The following is an 18,161-nucleotide window of genomic DNA, read 5'->3' as shown; positions in this document are numbered from 1 at the left end:
AGGATATTAATGACCATGCAGAATAAGGCACCTCGCTCCCGCTACGATCGTTTTTCTCGCATATTACACTGGGTGCTGGCCGTCGGGATTATCTACGCCTCGCTGGTGGGTTATGGCTTGCATTTTATTTCGGACCCCAAGATTTTCACGTTCTTCTCAGAGCTTAATATGTCATTGGCAACGGTGATGACGCTGCTGATGATTGTGCGTTTTACCTGGCGTTTTTTCAGACCCTCGGTACCCTACGGTGAACATATTCAGGGAAATAAAAAAGGGTTGGTTATTTTACTTCATGAAATTTTCTACCTGATTATCTTTGTTGTTTTGATCAGTGGCTTTTTGATGTTGAAAGATGGCTATCTCTTCTTTGGCCTGCTGCCGGTCCCTCAGCCGCTCAATAACCTTGAAGTGAACCTCTTCTTTTTCAACGTTCATCGTTACAGTTGCATTGCTCTGGGGCTGATGTTGTTAATGCATGTCGCAGCGGTGATAAAACATCAGTTATTTGATAAGAAAAACATTCTCTCAAGAATGGTCTGATTGCCCTCTATCCATTATTTATCCGGGTTATGTACAACAGGAAATATTGCTTTTTCATTTCAAAAGGAAAAAACATGTTTAGCAATAAACTCACCTGCCTTATTCCTCTGACTTTATTTCTCCCCTGCTTGTCGCTGGCTTCGCCTCTGGCCCCCGAATACACCCCTACCGAGGTGATTGACGGTGGCGATGTTGGCATCTTTAACGTGGTATGCGATTACTCGCATACGTTGGCCGATGACGCCATTGTCATGCCGGGCTTGCCAGGGTTCTCGATGATCCATGATTTTTTTGGCAATACGGAGGCGGATGCGATGAGCACGGTCGAGTCGTTGCAAAAAAAACCGACGACGACCTGTACCTCGCCCTATGACAGCTCTTCGTATTGGGCGCCGCAGCTAAAACGAGCGGATGGCAGCGTTGTTACCCCCAGCTATATCAAGGTTTATTACCGTAACAATATACCGGAGCAGGCCGTTGCGCCTATCCCGCCGGGGCTGCAACTGTTGGTAGGCAACCACCACAGGTCGCCGGACGATTATGACCCTTATATTTGGTTTTACTGCCGCCTAACGCTTGAGGGCGGGATGCATTATAACGATCCGCCGGAGAGCTGTCCGCAGATAGCCGGGTTTGACGAAGGCGCAGAATTCAATATTTCGCTTAACTTCCCGGACTGTTGGAATGGCACCAGCCTGACTACCAACCCGCACAAACGCAATGCAGTTTACAGCGATAAATTAACCGGTCTATGCCCTGCGGCATATCCGGTGAAGCTCCCGCAGCTGAATATGCGTATCCATTATGCCTTGGGGGAAAATAGCAGTCTTAAAGGGGCCAAATTGTCCATGAACCCCGTTCTGCAGGCTGACGGCAGTTTGCTCCCTAAATGGGGTGACCTTTATGCTGCGCACGCGGATTTCTTTGCCGCCTGGAACCCAGGCGCTACGCGCTACAGCGTGGAGGAGTGTCTCAATCGCAAGATTGCCTGTGATAAGGATATCCCGGGCGATTTTGAGCGTAGCAGTGATGATGCCTGGGTTTCGGTGACCGATGGGCGTCTTCATGGTGATGAGGCAGTGATCAAGGTCGGGGGAGAACAAAATATTGGCTTAATCAAGTTTGAGCTGCCGGAACGTCTCGACACCCTGAATATAACCCAAGCCGACCTGCGCCTCTATGGTCGTCAGGTCAGCGGCGAAACCGGGCAGGTGAGGTTATATGCGCTGCCGGGGGGGAGTTGGGATGAAAATCAGGGGGAACATACCATCAAGGAGTGTCCATCGACCCCATTGGATCATGCGCAGATGTGGACCGATTCGGTGCAGAAAACCTTTGACGTCACTGCCGCCGTCACGCAAGCCATGCAGGCCGGCCAGCGTGAGGTGAGTTTTTGTTTGAGCGGCAGTCAAGACGCGGATGCCGAGTTCAATAGCAAAGAGGGGCCTCGCGGGCCGGTGTTGCGTTTCTATTTTACCCCCGAAAATAGCCATCAAAACCCTTAACCTTCTGCCGTCGCTAGGGACGCAGGGACGAAGGAGACCGACCGAACTGGCGACGGAAGTGGGTACTGAATTGCGCCGGGGCGCTGAAACCGCATTGGGCGGAGATCTCGGTCAGAGACAACCGGCTGGTGATGACCAATTGATAGGCTCGTTCCAGCCGTCGATGCAGGACATACTGATAGGGCGGCAGACCAAAAACCTGTTTAAAAACCCGGGAAAAATGGAACATGCTCAACTCGGTGAGTTGAGCCAGGGCCTGAAGAGTGATGGTATCACCCAGATTATCTTCGATGTAGCAAGTCAGTTGCTCCATCTGCGTTTTGGTGAGCGCCTGGTGCGCGAGCGACGGCGAGGACAACACCCGCAGGTGATGTGACGTTTCAGTCAGCATCGCCAACATCAAGGACGTAGCATGCAATTCATCCGTACTGGTTTTCAGGCTGGCACACAGTTGCCTGATTAGCGGGCTGCGAATATTGGCGTTAGGCTCAATATTCAGCCCGGTGGTGCCACCCGGAAGTGACGCGATGAGCTCGGGGGAAACGGAAATAGCGGTGTATTTGAGCGTGCCGTCGATATAAGTCGCCGCCTCAAAACCACAGCCGCAGGGGATGATGTCCGCGACCTGGCTGATCGTACGTCTGCAGGGAACCCGTTTTTCGTCAAACCAAATGTCGCCATGGATGGTGCTACCGCCTTCAGCAGCGTGAAAACTGTCATAGATAATCAGCGTGTGGCTGGGGCGGAAAAGTTGAGCTTGATGAGCCCCGCTGACCGCAACGTTATCGACCTGGCCGTATTCCCAGTGGGTAGAGCTAACGGTTAATTCTGTCTGGTGACGGTAAATAAGCCCATCATTATCTTTAGTCATTGTATTTTAGGCCTTGAAGATTTTATAAATTCTGGGGTTAATGGTAAATGATCTTGCATGGGGTAAACCAGTCGGTTTGTTTATTTGTCGGATTTGTTACTCCTGGTTTTGGTGTGCAGGATAGTAATGTTATCGTGATTATTTGAATTATATATAATTTAAATTAAAAATATATTTTATTTTTATTTGTGAAGCGTTGTTATTATTTCCAAGGGAAATGAATCAGAATTCAATAGCCTGAAATCGCATGGCATTACTGGCGGTATAGAGTACGGTATGTTGAATGTTTCGATGCCCAAGGTAGTCCTGAATCAAGCGGGTGTCCATCCCCAGATTTGCCAGAAAGTAGCCACAGGCATGGCGTAACATATGAGGATGTGTCGAAACTTGGATGTTGGCATTTTTACCGTAATCACGTATCAGACGGTAAATTTGCTGGCGGGATATTGGCCCGCCTTTTCGTGAAAGAAACAGCCAGGGCTGATCGGCATAGTGCCAGCTTTTCCTTATTTCCAACCAATGGTTCAGCATGACTATCTCATTTTCATGTAAAGGGTGTTGTACGGAAAGACCATTCTTCAAACGAGGGATGTAGATCCTCTTCGCATCCAGCTCGATATTATCTAATGTCAACCCCCGCAACTCACTGGCGCGTAAGCCGTGAATAAAGCACATGCTGATCATGCATCTGTCGCGCCAGGCATTCAGGCCTTTTTTAATATTCTCGATCATGCTGTTTATTTCTGACTCATCCAGATATTTTCTGATGTTAGGTTTCACACTGACCTCCGTTGTACTTATGTGTGGTGAGATTAAATGATCGAGTAATCATAAAATGTTTCTTAATGACCATAACAACTTAAGATAAATCTTACTTAGTTATGTTTGCATAAATAGTCTCCCGTCTTCTACTTGATTATTGCTGTGACATTTTGATTATTGCCGTGCCTCGATAAATTCTAAATATATCATTAAAAAACAATGGTTTATGTTTGTTTTATTTTTATATAATTTGTTTTTACATTATTAATATTGCTTATGTTGAGTTTTTGTTTAATAAAAACATTTTTTGTTAAGTGCAGTTATTTATTTAAATGTCAGTATTGTTCAGTGTTTTTTATTAAAATTGAGTAATGCGTTACGAGAATGAAGCACGGTGTGAGGTCCATTGCGCTCATCAGCAGCCTTAAACGCCACTCTGCCAAACTCGAACCGTCGTCCCTGTTTGCCCCCGATATGCCTTTCACCGGCGTAACTCGCCCGTGATGTGACCGATGTGTGAAATAACCATGCTCTTTTTGCAACTAGTGCGTATAATCGCCGCCCGGCGATTAATTAACCTGTGAAAGAGCACCAGAATGAGCACTACCAGTCTGATCCAACCCGACCGTGAATTGTTTTCCTATAAGCCTTATTGGGCCGAATGTTATGGCACCGCGCCGTTTTTACCGATGTCGCGCGAAGAGATGGATCAACTGGGCTGGGACAGCTGCGATGTGATCATTATCAGTGGTGACGCCTATGTCGATCACCCGAGTTTTGGCATGGCGATCATCGGCCGTATGTTGGAAGCGCAGGGCTTTCGCGTCGGTATCATCGCGCAGCCGGACTGGAGTAATAAAGAAGATTTCATGCGTTTGGGCAAACCGAACCTGTTTTTCGGCATCACCGCCGGCAACATGGACTCGATGATCAACCGCTATACCGCCGACCGCAAGCTGCGCCACGATGATGCCTATACCGCCGGCAACGTGGGCGGCAAACGCCCGGATCGCGCAACGCTGGTTTACAGCCAACGCTGTAAAGAAGCCTATAAAGATGTGCCGATCGTACTGGGCGGCATTGAAGCCAGCCTGCGCCGCATTGCTCACTACGATTACTGGTCGGATACCGTGCGCCGCTCGGTGCTGGTGGACTCCAAAGCCGACATGCTGATCTACGGTAACGGCGAACGCCCGTTGGTGGAAGTGGCGCACCGTCTGGCCGCCGGCGAAAAAATCAGTGAGATCCACGATATCCGCAATACGGCAGTGATGCGCAAGGGCGCGTTACCAGGCTGGACTGGCGTAGATTCTACCCGTCTGGATAGGCCGGGCCGCATTGAACCTATTCCAAACCCTTACGGCGACGATCTGCCCTGCGCCGACGGCGGCAAGCCGGAACCGGAAGCCAAGCCGGTGACCGTACGCGCCGCCAAGCCCAAGCCGTGGGAAAAAACCTACGTGTTGCTGCCGTCCTTTGAAAAGGTGAAGGCCGACAAGGTGCTGTATGCGCACACCTCGCGTATTCTGCACCATGAAACCAACCCGGGCTGTGCCCGCGCGCTGATGCAGTCACATGGCGATCGCTACGTGTGGATCAACCCGCCGGCTATTCCGTTGACTACGCCGGAAATGGACAGCGTGTTTGCCCTGCCGTACCAGCGTATTCCGCACCCGTCCTACGGCAAGGAAACCATTCCGGCCTATGACATGATCCGCTTCTCGGTCAACATCATGCGCGGTTGCTACGGCGGTTGTTCATTCTGTTCGATCACCGAGCATGAAGGACGCATCATCCAGAGCCGTTCGGAAGACTCCATCATTCGTGAAATCGAAGAGATCCGTGACAAAGTGCCGGGCTTTACCGGCGTGATCTCCGATTTGGGTGGCCCGACGGCCAACATGTATATGCTGCGCTGCACCAACCCGCGCGCAGAGCAGACCTGCCGTCGCGCCTCGTGCGTGTATCCGGAAATCTGTACCTACATGGACACCAACCACGAGCCGACCATCAAGCTGTATCGCCGTGCGCGCTCGCTGGAGGGCATCAAGAAGATCCTGATCGCCTCTGGCGTGCGTTACGATCTGGCGGTGGAAGATCCGCGCTATATCAAAGAGCTGGCTACCCATCACGTTGGCGGCTACCTGAAAATTGCCCCGGAACACACCGAGGAAGGCCCGCTGTCGAAAATGATGAAGCCGGGTATGGGCAGCTACGATCGGTTTAAACAACTGTTCGACCATTACTCCAAACTGGCGGGCAAAGAGCAGTATCTGATCCCGTATTTCATCTCCTCGCATCCGGGCACCCGCGATGAAGATATGGTGAACCTGGCGCTGTGGTTGAAGAAAAACCGTTTCCGCCTTGACCAGGTGCAGAACTTCTATCCGTCACCGATGGCTAACTCCACCACCATGTACTACAGCGGCAAAAACCCGTTGAGCCGGGTCGGTTATAAGAGTGAAGATGTGGTGATACCGAAGGGCGATCGTCAGCGTCGTCTGCACAAGGCGCTGCTGCGTTATCACGATCCGGCCAACTGGGCGATGATCCGTACCGCGCTGGAAGAGATGGGCATGAAGCACCTGATCGGCAGCCGTCGCGAGTGTCTGGTTCCGGCGCCAAGCATTGACGAGCAACGTGAAGCCAAGCGTTTGCAGCGCCATACCCGCCCGGCGTTGACCAAGCATACTGACATCACCCGTCAGCGTACGCCGTCCAATAAGCCGCCGCGCAAGCCTATCCGCAGCGGTAAACCCTAACGGTCGGGCAGTGCTCTTAAACGAAAAGGATAACTTTCGGGTTATCCTTTCAGACAACTGACAAAGCCCGTTATTAGGGAGAGCGTGCCGAAGGGGTCGTAGCGGCTTGTCCGCCGGAGCGCCCCTCGGTGCGCTAGGCCCGGGTATCTCGGGGGTAAAGACAACGTTGTCATCAAAACGAAAGGAGAACCCCCGGGTTCTCCTTTTTGCGTTGAAAATCAAAGTTGCTCGTAGGCCGCTTCTACTTTCATCAAATGGCGCGGTGCCTGCGGGGCGGGATGATACTTGCGGACATGCCAGTTAAAGGCTTCCGGCGACAGATTGTTAATCATCGAAATGGCTTGCTGGCGGTTGCTGGAGAAGGTCCGCAACAGCGCGCCGGTGCCGTTGACGTAGGCGATAATGGTGGCGTAACGCAGCGTGACGGGATCGTCGATCCCTTTAAGCTGCTGTTTTTGCAATACGGCAATATAGGCGGCGCCGAGATCGATATTGGTATCAGGATCCAGCAGATCGTCTTCGTCCGGGCAGCCGCGTTTGCCTTTGTAGCGATAGGCGTCGCAACCTGCGGTATCGGCTTTCAGCTGCATTAACCCTATGGCATTTGACCGGCTGATTGCTGCCGGGTTAAAGCCGGACTCCACCTTAATCATCGCGGCGATCAGCTTTTGATCGACATCGTATTTATCCGCAGCATCTTCAATTGCGTCATCAAAAGCGTGAGCATCATAGCTGGTACGCGGTTTTTTGCTGGAACAACCGGCCAGGATCAGCATCAGGCAGACAATGCCTGCGCGTGACCAGAGTCGTAGAGTGGGGTTCATGGTGCTCCGTATTGTTTTTGCTGGGATAAAGTCGGGCATCATAGCATCTCCGTCAGTGCCTGTTCGACATACAGATAGCCTATCCCCGTCACCTGCTGCGCGCGCGTCAGTTGGCCAAAGCCGATATGCGTGGCCTGGGCCTGGATCTGGTCGTGCCGGTCGAAAGGGTTAAAACCGGTTTGACTGATGATGGTGTCCAGCCAGGCCTGACCAAATCCACAGCTGCGCCCGTACAGATAGATACGGTTGATATTGAGGATATTAAGGAAGTTATACAGGCTCAGGCCAATCGCCTGGGCGGCGCGTTGCACCAGCACCTGCAACGCAGCATCGCCCTGATGGTAACGAGCGATCAGGTCGGCGGTGGTGGGGGTTTTAATCCGTTCACCTTCCTGTTGTGCCCAGGGAGCGACCTTGAGCTGAATGCGGGCCTTTTTCTTCAGCGCCGACAGCGAAGCGATGGTTTCCAGACAGCCGTAACGGCCACAGGAGCAAAGGCCGCCATCGGGATCGACAATGGTATGGCCGATTTGACCGCTGCCAAACAGGCTGCCCCGGTAAATCTGCTGGTTAATCACAAATGATGAACCTATGCCGTAATCGACGTTAATCACGCAGAAGTCCTGCAGATTGGCGTTATTTTGCCACTTTTCCGCCAGCCCCAGCATCACGCAGTCGTTATCGATCAAAACCTCGGTCTTCAGACGCTCTTCCAGCAGGTATTTTATCTCTACCGGGCCTTCCCACGGGGCCTGCGGCATACGTTGGGACACCCCGGTCAGCGGATTGACCTGGCCGTGGATCGACAGCGCAATCTTCAGTGGCATGCCCTGCTGGCGGCTGTGCAGATGATAGATTTGCACCATTTCCTGCAGCATCGCCTGCGGCGTAGTGGCGACGATCGGCTGCGGGGTGAAGGCGCTGCAAGGCGTCATCAGGCCATCCACCACGATGCTTTCAATCAGATAAGGGGAGACATTCAGGCACAGGATGCGTTGCCCGGCGGCGGCGATGCGGTAACTGCCGCCACCCAAACCGCGGCTGTGCAGGTTGTGCGGGTCGTGTTCTACCCGCTGCTCTTCCTGCAGTTCGTCGAGAATTTTGCCGACCGCAGGAATAGACAACTGCGAAAGCCGTGCCAGCGTCGACTTACTGGCGACCTTTTCCCGGTACAGCAGTGCACATAACACCCGTTTATTAAAATTACGCACCCGCTGGTTATTCAAACCTTGCAATGCCATTTATTAAACCCCGTTTAGTGTATTGCGTGATGGTAGCGCATAAAGTCATCAATTCCGTCATCTAGACTGCCTGAAACGCAATGTTCAGTATTTTTAGAGAGGAAAGCATGCACGGGACAGTCAAGGTTTGGCAAGAACAGGTTGAATTACCCACCTACGGTACCGGTGAGCAGGACTCGCACCCGATGTTCCTGGAAAACCGTGTCTATCAGGGATCTTCCGGCGCGGTTTACCCTTATGGCGTGATTGATACCCTAAGCGGTGAGAAAACCTTGCGCCGTTATCAGGCGGTGTATCTGGAAAACGACTACCTGCGCGTGATGCTGTTACCGGAGCTGGGTGGGCGCATTCATCGGGCCTACGACAAAGTGCAGCAGCGTGATTTTGTTTACCACAACGAGGTGGTCAAGCCGGCGTTGGTGGGGCTGCTGGGGCCGTGGATCTCCGGGGGCATTGAGTTTAACTGGCCGCAGCACCACCGGCCGACCACTTATATGCCGGTGGACTGCCAGATTCAACAGCATGAAAACGGAGCGCAGACCGTCTGGCTGGGGGAAGTGGAACCGATGCGCGGCCTGCAGGTGATGGCCGGTTTCACTCTGTATCCCGACCGTGCATTGATTGAAATCAGCGCCAGGATCTTTAACGCCAACCCGACACCGCGCCATTTCCTCTGGTGGGCCAACCCGGCAGTGAAGGGCGGGGACGATCACCAGAGCGTGTTCCCACCGGATGTGACCGCCGTTTTTGACCACGGCAAGCGCGATGTCTCCTCGTTCCCCATCGCTACTGGCACCTACTACAAGGTGGATTACTCGGCCGGTGTGGATATTTCACGCTACAAGAATATCCCGGTGCCGACGTCTTATATGGCGTATAAGTCGGACTATGACTTCGTCGGGGCCTATAGCCACGATGAGCAGGGCGGTTTGCTGCATATCGCCGATCATCATGTATCACCCGGCAAGAAACAATGGAGCTGGGGCCACGGCGAATTTGGTCAGGCCTGGGATCGCAATCTGACCGACAACAATGGCCCGTATATCGAGCTGATGACCGGGGTCTACACCGATAATCAGCCGGATTTCACCTGGCTCGATGCCTATGAAGAAAAATGCTTCGTGCAGAATTTCCTGCCTTACAACACCCTGGGCATGGTGCAGAACGCCAACACCCGGGCGGCGCTAAAGTTGGAAAGCGACGGACGACAGCTGGTGTGGGGGCTGTATGCAGTCGCGCCGCTGGCGCAGCATCGGCTGGTAGTCCGCAGCGATAGCGACCAACAGCTATTGCTCGATCGTCGTATCGATCTCCGCCCCGGAGCGGCCTTGATGGAGACCATGACCGGTGATTTCTCTGGTCGTCTGACGATTGAATTGTTGGACTCGCAGGGGGGCTGCGTACTCAGCTATCGTCAGCATCAGGCCGATCCGGCGGCAGAACTGCCGCAGCCGGCCAAAGCACCGCCGCTGGCCGGGCAAATTGACAGTGCCGATGAGGCCTGGTTTATCGGCCAGCATCTGGAGCAATACCATCACGCCAGCCGTTCGGCGTTCGATTACTACCAGAGAGGTTTGGCGCTGGATCCGCTCGATTACCGCTGCAATTTGGCCCTGGCGACGCTGGAATATAACCGCGCCAATTTTGCACGCGCTATTGCCTATGCTGACAATGCGCTGGTACGTGCTCACCACCTTAACCGTAACCCACAGTGTGGCTTGGCCAGTCTGATCCGCGGCTGCGCGCATGAACAATTGGGTGACGACAGCGCGGCCTATGAAGATTTCTACCGCGCCATCTGGAGCGGCAATGGTAAACCGGGCGGCTTCTACGGCCTGGCTCGGGTAGCTGCGCGGCGCGGGAATTATTCGCAGGCGCTGGAATTTTGCGAAAGCAGCCTGAGCGTTAATGCCAGCCATTATCCGTTGATCGCTCTCAAGGCATGGTTGTTGCAACGCCTGGGACAGGGGGAACAGAGCCTGGCCTATATTGCGCAGCAACTGGCTGCCCGCCCGTTGCATTACAGCCTGTATTACCTGCGTTATGCGCAAACCCGTGAGGCTGCCGATTTACAACGCTTGCGTGCGGTGACCGGTTGCCGTGGCATTAATGCGCTGACCATGGCCAACCAACTCTGTGAATGGGGGGCCAAACCGCAGGCGATTGAACTGCTGACGCTGCTGGACAGCCAGGAAAGCCTGCCGCTTTATCTGTTGGCCAGCTTGCGCAAGGGCGAGGCGGGCGATAGCGAATACCAGCAGTTGCTGGTGCAGGCGCGTGAAAGCTTTAGCCGACAGGTACGCTTCCCCAATACCCTGAACGAAGTACAGATGCTGAGCCAATTGCCGGAGTGCGATTTTGCGCAGTACCTGCTGGGGTGTTTTCATTACAGCAAACGCAACTACTCGCAGGCGGTGGCACTGTGGCAGCGCTGCGTCGAGCGGCAGCCGGGGTTTGCCGATGCCTGGCGCAACCTGGGGATCTACAGCTTCAACAAGCTCCAGCAGCATGACGTTGCGCTGGAATATCTGCAACGAGCGTTCAGGCTACAGCCCGACGATGCCCGGTTATTGTTCGAGCTGGATCAACTGAATAAGCATCTGCGAGTGGCTCCTGAACAACGGCTGGCCTTGCTGGAACAACATTTGGCGGTGGTGGCCAGGCGTGATGACCTCACAGCCGAACTGCTGAGCCTGTACAACCAGTGTGGCCGCTTGAGTGAGGCGCAACAGACTCTGCAACAGCGGCAGTTCCACCCGTGGGAAGGCGGTGAAGGCAAGGTCACCGGCCAGTACCTGATCAACCTGCAGCGCTTGGCGTTTCAGGCGCTACAGCGGGGGGATCCGCAGCAGGCGCATGAGTTGCTGCAGTCGGCGTTGCACTACCCGCACAATCTGGGGGAAGGCCGGCTGGCCGGGCAAAGTGACAACGATCTCTACTATTGGCTCGGCATCAGTGCCGCCCGGCAAGGTGACCTTGACGCTGCCGCCGGCTACTGGCAGCGGGCCTGTGCCGGCCAGGGTGACCTGACGCAAAGCCGCTACTACAACGACCAACCGGTGGACTATCTGTTCTATCGCGGTATGGCACTCAAACAACTGGGGCAGTCGGCACAGGCCGAACAACAGTTCATGCAAATGCAGGAATGGGTGCGGCAACAGTCAGAGCTGGCGCCGGGTGCCGATTTCTTTGCCGTTTCGCTGCCGGATTTGATGGCGTTGGACAACGACCTGAACCAGGCGCATCAACAGCACTGCCTGCTGGTGACTGCTTTGGCGCTGCTGGGGTTAGGGCAGTTAACGGCGGCGCAGCAGACATTGGGCGAGTTGCTGGTGGTAAATCCTGCGCATGACAAAGCGCGTTTATTCAGCGTACTGGCCGAGGTTTTAGCCAACTGATGCCGCAAGGGGACGAATGTGACGAATAAACTGAACATGCCCTATGTCTGGACTATCTGCCTGGTCGCCGCTTGCGGTGGCCTGTTATTCGGCTATGACTGGGTAGTGATCGGCGGGGCCAAGCCGTTTTACGAGGCTTACTTCGGCATTACCGATCCTGCGCAGTCCGGCTGGGCGATGAGCTCAGCGCTGGTCGGTTGTATTTTTGGCGCCCTGATCTCGGGCCTGTTGTCGGACCGTTTTGGCCGCAAGTTGCCGTTGGCGATCGCCGCGCTAACCTTCGTGATCTCCGCCTGGGGCACCGCCATGGCCACCAGTTTCGACGCCTTTATTGTGTATCGCATTGTCGGTGGCGTCGGTATTGGCCTGGCCTCGGCACTGTCGCCGATGTATATCGCCGAAGTCAGCCCGGCAGCCCAGCGTGGCCGCTTCGTGGCGGTGAACCAATTGACCATTGTGATTGGGGTGCTGGCGGCGCAGTTGATCAACCTGTTGATCGCCGATCCGGTGGTGGCCAATGCCAGCCAGGCCGATTTGTTAGCCAGCTGGAATGGACAAATTGGCTGGCGTTATATGTTCGGCGCCGAACTGGTTCCGGCACTGGCTTTCCTGCTGTTGATGCTGGTGGTGCCGGAATCCCCACGCTGGCTGGCAAAAGCCGGACGTCATGAAAAGGCGCAACGGGTATTGCGGCGTATTGGCAACGAGCAATACGCACAGCAAACGCTGGCGGAGATCCGTCAGACTTTGGGCAAGGACAGCAGCAAGGTGCCGCTCGGCGCGCTGTTGCGCAGCGATGTGCGACCGGTGCTGGTAATTGGCATTGTGCTGGCGGTCTTCCAGCAGTGGTGCGGCATCAACGTGATCTTCAACTATGCGCAGGAGATCTTCGCGTCGGCAGGGTTTGATATTAACGACACCCTGAAATCGATCGTCGCCACCGGATTGATCAACCTGATCTTCACCTTGCTGGCCCTGCCACTGGTGGATCGTATTGGTCGTCGCCGACTGATGTTGATCGGTGCCTGCGGACTAACGATGGTCTACCTGTTGATGGCAGCGGCTTACGCCTATGGGCTGCTGGGCCTGCCGGTCCTGCTGCTGGTGTTGGTCGCCATCGCTATCTATGCCGTCACTCTTGCGCCGGTTACCTGGGTGTTGTTGTCTGAAATATTCCCCAACCGCATTCGCGGCGCGGCGATGGCCGCCGGCACCTTCGCGCTGTGGATGGCCTGCTTTGTGCTGACCTACAGCTTCCCACTGCTGAATGCGGCGCTGGGTGCGGCGGGCAGTTTCCTGCTGTATGGCGGCATTTGTCTGGCCGGTGCGGTGTTCATCTACGCCCAGGTCCCGGAAACCAAAGGCATTACCCTGGAGGCGTTGGAAGAGCGGCTCAGCGCAGCAGGCGCTAGCGTCGCCAAGGCGAAAGAGTTTACTTAACGCCGTTTAGTTTAATGCGTGATCCTGTGGCGGTAAGTAATCAGCTTGATCATTTAGTGTAATGAGTCTGTGCCCCGTTGGATGGCAAACTGCGGTAAATCCATCCGACGGGATAATAAAAATAGGCAGCAAGAGGTTAATGAACATTAACTGGAGAATAACGATGTTGCTAAAAAATATAAAACACATGCTGTTAGCCATTACCGGGGGCCTGATTATTTTCAGTGCAGGCGCACAGGCTAAAAACGATAAAACCACCATCGGCGCGATTTATCTCGATACCCAGGGGTATTACGCCGGAGTCCGCTGGGGTGTGCAGGATGGCGCCGCCAAGGGCGGAGGGAAAATCGAAATCATAGAAACCAATGCGCAGGGGGATGTTTCTAAAGAGAGTTCGTTTATCGATACCATGATCGCACGCGACGTAAATGCCGTGGTGCTTTCCGCCGTTTCGGTCAACGGCAGCGTGCGGGCCATCAAGCGTGCCAACGAAGCGAATATTCCGGTGATTTGTTACAACACCTGCATTAACGAGAAGGGCGTAGATAACTATGTTTATGCCTATCTGGTCGGTGATCCCTATGAGTTTGGCAAAAAACTGGGCAATACCGCCGCCGATTACTTTATAGAAAAGAAAATACCCGAACCCGCGATTGCGGTAATTAACTGCGAAGCCTTCGAGGTTTGCGTGCAGCGGCGTAAAGGTTTTGAAGATGCGCTAAAAGCGAAAGTGCCGGGCATGAAAATCGTCGCCAATCAGGAGGGTACCGTGCTGGATAAGGCGATCTCGGTCGGCGAGAAACTGTTGATCTCCTCCGGGAATGTCGATGCCATTTTCGGCGAGTCCGGCGGTGCCACGCTCGGCGCGGTTAAAGCCGTGCGCAATCAGAACAAGGTCGGGAAAACGGTGGTTTTCGGCTCGGATATGACCACTGAAATCGCGCAGGAGCTGGTTAACCGTCAGGTACTGCAAGCGGTGGTGGATATCTCGGGCAAGAAAATGGGGGCTTTGGTCTTCACGCAGGCAATGAATGCGATTAACCGCCAGCCGGTCGGTCAAAAGGTGGTGCAGGTACCGATAGATCTCTATGCCTCATCGCAGAGTGCCACTGATTGGCTGGCGACTCACAAAGACGGTTTACCTTAATGTCGGCGGGGACCCTGAGCGAAAGGGCCTTAAACGAATTGGCGCAGCAACCGGTGGTGGCCTGCATTGAATCCGGGCATAAGCGTTACCCGGGGGTAGTGGCGCTGCAAGATGTGAATTTCACCCTGCGGCGAGGTGAGGTACGTGCCCTGCTGGGGAAAAACGGCGCGGGCAAGTCTACCCTGATCCGCATGCTGACCGGCAGTGAGCGACCGGACGCCGGGCAAGTCTTTATCGGCGACCGCTTGTTGGATGGGCCAGAGGCGTTGTTGACGCGTCGTGCCGGTGAGCTTGGCGTGCGGGCGGTCTATCAGGAACTCAGCCTGGTGCAGGATATGAGCGTGGCGGAAAACCTGTGCCTGGGCGCCTGGCCGCAGCGTGCCGGAGTGATTGACGTGCAATGCATGATGGCGCAGGCACGCGCTGCGCTGGCGCTGCTTGGGGTGGATATCGATCCTCAGCAATGGGTACGCGATCTCAGCCCGGCGCAGCAGCAACTGGTGGAGATAGCCCGGGCTTGCCAGGGAGATCCCAAAGTGGTGATCCTCGACGAGCCGACCAGTTCGCTGGCCAACGCCGAGGCGGATCTGGTGGCTGCGGCGGTGATGCGCCTTTCTGCGGCGGGGATTGCGGTGGTGTATGTCAGCCACCGGATGAATGAAATCCGCCGGTTGGCGTCGTCCTGCACCATTATGCGCGACGGCCGCGTGGCGGGTGACGTGACGCTGGACAACACGACCACCCAGCAGATTGTCGATCTGATGCTGGGCCATCAGGAGCACCATACGCAAACCGTGTCTGTTCCGGCGGGGGGCGAAACGGTATTTGAGGTGAGGCAGTTATCGCTGCCGCCCAAATTGCGGCAGGTCAGTTTTGAGCTGCGGCGCGGTGAGGTGCTGGGCATTGCCGGGTTGCTGGGGGCGGGCCGCAGCGAATTGCTGAAGGCCATTGTTGGCCTGACGCCGTTTACCGATGGCGAACTGGTGCTGGACGGGGAGGCGCTGATCTGCCCGAATTATGCCGACATGCTCAAACGGGGTATGGCCTACACACCGGAGAACCGCAAGGCCGAGGGCATCATGCCGCTGCTGGGGGTGGATGAGAATACCGTGATGACCGACAGCCGCTCGGTAAGCCGCTTTGGCGTACTGAACTGGTCGAAGATCAAACAGGCAACCTCGGCCATCGTCAGCCGCATGCGGGTGAAAACCGCTGAAACCGGCACGCCGATCATGACGCTCTCCGGCGGTAACCAGCAGAAGGTGGTGATTGGCCGTTGGGTTTACGCCAGGAGCCGCATCTTGTTGCTGGATGAGCCGACGCGCGGCGTCGATGTCGAAGCGAAAAATCAAATCTATCGTATTGCGCGCGAGCTGGCGGCCGAAGGGAAAAGCATTATTTTCGTGTCGAGCGAAGTGGAGGAATTGCCTCAGGTCTGCGATCGGATCTTATTGTTACAGCAGGGAACGATAGTGAAGGAGTTTATCTCGCCCGTGGATGTTGAACAGCTGATGTCCGAAGTGCTGATGATCCAATAATTCTGCCCGCATGTGAAGGCATCGGAGGTAATGACAATGTCCACCTTGGTACCGGATGTAAAAATAGCAAAAGCCCGTAAATTATCGAAGCACGCTAATGAACTTGGCCTGTTGGCAATTATTATCGTGCTGTACCTGGTGTTTTCCATTTACGCCACCGGGTTTATTTCTCTGAATAACCAAATGAATATTTTACGCGACGCCGCCACTATCGGTATTGCCGCCTGGGCAATGACGCTGATTATTATTTCCGGTGAGATCGACGTCAGCGTCGGCCCGATGGTGGCGTTTATTTCGGTGATCCTGGCTTATTTAATGCAATACCAAATCCCGCTGGCGTTCGCGCTGATACTGGCTCTGTGTCTGGGGGCGGCGTTGGGTTCGGTCGCCGGAGCGCTGCGCGGTTGGTTTAACGTGCCGAGCTTTGTCGCCACGCTGGGGCTTTGGAGCGCCTTGCGCGGCATGGGGCTGTTTATGACCAACGCCTTGCCGGTACCGATTGACGAAAACGCGGTGCTGGACTGGCTGGGCGGGCAGGTGTTGGGCCTGCCGGTTTCGGCGGTGATTATGCTGATCCTGTTTGTGGTGTTTCAGTTTATCAGCAAGAAAACTGCCTTTGGTCGCTCGGTGTATGCCATTGGCGGCAACGCCGGTGCCGCCCAGCTGTGCGGCATTAACGTCAAACGCATTCGCGTGCTGCTATTTACTCTGGCCGGCTTGCTGGCCGCCGTCACCGGTATTCTGCTGGCGGCGCGTCTTGGCTCCGGCAATGCCGGGGCGGCCAGCGGCCTGGAGTTTGACGTGATTGCCGCCGTGGTGGTGGGCGGTACCGCCTTGTCCGGCGGACGCGGTTCGATGCTCGGCACCCTACTCGGCGTGCTGGTGATCACCCTGATTGGCAACGGCCTGGTCTTGCTGGGGATTAACTCCTTTTTCCAACAGGTGGTCAGAGGGGTAATTATCGTACTGGCGGTGCTGGCCAATATTATCGTGATGCAAAAGAACTCTAAGCAATAGCCTCATATGCCACACAAATAACTGATTAAAGCTGGAGGGAAAATAGTATGGGAAAAATGTTGGCGGCTTATTTACCCGGAAACGCCACGGCAGAACTGCGCGAGGTGGATATTCCGCAACCGGGCATTGGTCAGGTATTAATTAAAATGAAATCGTCCGGTATTTGCGGCAGCGATATTCATTATATTTATCATCAGCACCGTGGTACGGCGGCCGCACCGGATCAACCCTTGTACCGGGGGTTTATTAACGGTCACGAGCCTTGTGGCCAGATCGTGGCGCTGGGGGCCGGCTGTCGCCACTTCCGCGAGAGCGATCGCGTGCTGGTGTACCATATTTCCGGCTGCGGCTTTTGCAGCAACTGCCGGCGAGGCTATCCGATTTCCTGTACCGGTGCTGGCAAGGCCGCCTATGGCTGGCAGCGGGATGGCGGCCATGCCGACTACCTGCTGGCGGAGGAAAAGGATTTGATTCATCTGCCGGATTCGCTCAGCTATGAAGACGGCGCTTTTATCTCCTGTGGGGTCGGCACGGCTTATGAAGGCATCGTGCGTGGCGAGGTCTCCGGCAGCGACCACGTACTGGTCGTGGGGCTGGGCCCGGTCGGTATGATGGCGATGATGCTGGCGAAGGGACGCGGGGCAAAAACGGTGATTGGCGTTGATGTTATCCCGGAGCGTCTGGCGACCGCGAAACGCCTGGGGCTGATGGATCACGGCTTCCTGAGCGGTGAGGACGTGACGGAACGCATTCGCCAATTGACCGCTGGCGGGGCCAACGTCACGCTCGACTGTTCCGGCAACGCCAAAGGGCGCCTGCTGGCGCTGCAGGCCTCTTCGGACTGGGGAAGAGTGATCTACATTGGCGAAACCGGCAAGGTAGAATTCGAGGTCAGCGCAGACCTGATGCATCACCAGCGGCGGATCATCGGCTCTTGGGTCACCAGCCTGCACCACATGGAAAAATGCTGCACCGATCTGCACGACTGGAAAATGCACCCGCATCAGGCGATTACCCACCGTTTTAAACTCGGGCAGGTTGCCGAGGCCTATGCTCTGATGGCTTCTGGCCAGTGCGGCAAAGTGGTGATCAATTTCGCCGATTAATATCCGGGGG

13 protein-coding genes are annotated in these 18,161 nt (G+C 55.0%); 9 read left to right on the top strand and 4 right to left on the bottom strand.

Translation table 11 applies throughout. The features are described from left to right. The first annotated feature begins 9 nt into the window (after positions 1-9). Together ACSOSI_RS22375 and ACSOSI_RS22370 are read left to right on the top strand one after the other, a co-directional pair. The gene (locus ACSOSI_RS22375) at positions 10-540 is read left to right on the top strand and encodes a cytochrome b (RefSeq protein WP_012146937.1); all 531 of its coding nucleotides are present in this window, start codon (positions 10-12) and stop codon (positions 538-540) included. A gap of 74 nt (positions 541-614) precedes the next feature. Next, the gene (locus tag ACSOSI_RS22370) at positions 615-2,045 is read left to right on the top strand and encodes a DUF1996 domain-containing protein (protein WP_476706186.1); all 1,431 of its coding nucleotides are present in this window, start codon (positions 615-617) and stop codon (positions 2,043-2,045) included. Positions 2,046-2,058: 13 nt separating this feature from the next. Here the strand turns inward: ACSOSI_RS22370 and ACSOSI_RS22365 are convergent, their stop codons facing one another. Both ACSOSI_RS22365 and ACSOSI_RS22360 read right to left on the bottom strand, forming a co-directional pair. Continuing rightward, entirely contained in the window at positions 2,059-2,916 is an 858-nt protein-coding gene (locus ACSOSI_RS22365) for a helix-turn-helix domain-containing protein (RefSeq protein WP_476706185.1), read from the bottom strand. A gap of 222 nt (positions 2,917-3,138) precedes the next feature. Next, positions 3,139-3,648 carry a tyrosine-type DNA invertase gene (locus ACSOSI_RS22360; protein ID WP_051071230.1) on the bottom strand — a complete coding sequence of 170 codons (510 nt, stop codon included), beginning with the start codon at positions 3,646-3,648 and terminating at the stop codon, positions 3,139-3,141. 626 nt (positions 3,649-4,274) lie between these two features. Between ACSOSI_RS22360 and ACSOSI_RS22355 the strand changes: the two genes are divergently transcribed. Beyond that, positions 4,275-6,440, top strand: coding sequence for a YgiQ family radical SAM protein (locus ACSOSI_RS22355; RefSeq protein ID WP_476706184.1), 2,166 nt, complete (start codon positions 4,275-4,277; stop codon positions 6,438-6,440). Between the two features lie 218 nt (positions 6,441-6,658). Here ACSOSI_RS22355 and ACSOSI_RS22350 read toward each other — a convergent pair whose 3' ends face one another. Both ACSOSI_RS22350 and ACSOSI_RS22345 read right to left on the bottom strand, forming a co-directional pair. Further along, positions 6,659-7,264: a transglycosylase SLT domain-containing protein gene (locus ACSOSI_RS22350; protein WP_041418756.1), complete on the bottom strand. Its 606-nt coding sequence runs from the start codon at positions 7,262-7,264 to the stop codon at positions 6,659-6,661. Positions 7,265-7,302: 38 nt separating this feature from the next. Continuing rightward, positions 7,303-8,505: an ROK family protein gene (locus ACSOSI_RS22345; protein ID WP_261133345.1), complete on the bottom strand. Its 1,203-nt coding sequence runs from the start codon at positions 8,503-8,505 to the stop codon at positions 7,303-7,305. Between the two features lie 107 nt (positions 8,506-8,612). Here ACSOSI_RS22345 and ACSOSI_RS22340 point away from each other — a divergent pair, with 107 nt between their 5' ends. From ACSOSI_RS22340 to ACSOSI_RS22315, 6 genes are all read left to right on the top strand, one after another. Beyond that, complete coding sequence (locus ACSOSI_RS22340) at positions 8,613-11,903, top strand: DUF5107 domain-containing protein (RefSeq protein WP_476706183.1); 3,291 nt, start codon at positions 8,613-8,615, stop codon at positions 11,901-11,903. Positions 11,904-11,939: 36 nt separating this feature from the next. Continuing rightward, a complete protein-coding gene (locus tag ACSOSI_RS22335) occupies positions 11,940-13,343 on the top strand; it encodes a sugar porter family MFS transporter (RefSeq protein WP_476707292.1) in 1,404 nt (467 codons plus the stop codon). A 157-nt stretch (positions 13,344-13,500) separates the two neighbouring features. Beyond that, positions 13,501-14,490 (top strand): substrate-binding domain-containing protein, encoded by a 990-nt coding sequence (locus ACSOSI_RS22330; RefSeq protein WP_476707291.1) that lies wholly within the window; start codon positions 13,501-13,503, stop codon positions 14,488-14,490. Beyond that, positions 14,490-16,028: a sugar ABC transporter ATP-binding protein gene (locus ACSOSI_RS22325; RefSeq protein ID WP_476706182.1), complete on the top strand. Its 1,539-nt coding sequence runs from the start codon at positions 14,490-14,492 to the stop codon at positions 16,026-16,028. Before ACSOSI_RS22330 ends, ACSOSI_RS22325 begins: the two co-directional genes overlap by 1 nt. Positions 16,029-16,058: 30 nt before the next feature. Further along, positions 16,059-17,045: an ABC transporter permease gene (locus tag ACSOSI_RS22320; protein WP_026142532.1), complete on the top strand. Its 987-nt coding sequence runs from the start codon at positions 16,059-16,061 to the stop codon at positions 17,043-17,045. A gap of 47 nt (positions 17,046-17,092) precedes the next feature. Continuing rightward, entirely contained in the window at positions 17,093-18,151 is a 1,059-nt protein-coding gene (locus ACSOSI_RS22315; RefSeq protein WP_476706181.1) for a zinc-dependent alcohol dehydrogenase family protein, read from the top strand. Positions 18,152-18,161 lie beyond the last annotated feature (10 nt).

This window comes from Serratia sp. AR11 (genome assembly GCF_056376275.1).
The sequence above is the reverse complement of the archived record's forward strand: the minus strand, read 5'-3'. Positions and strand labels throughout refer to the sequence as shown.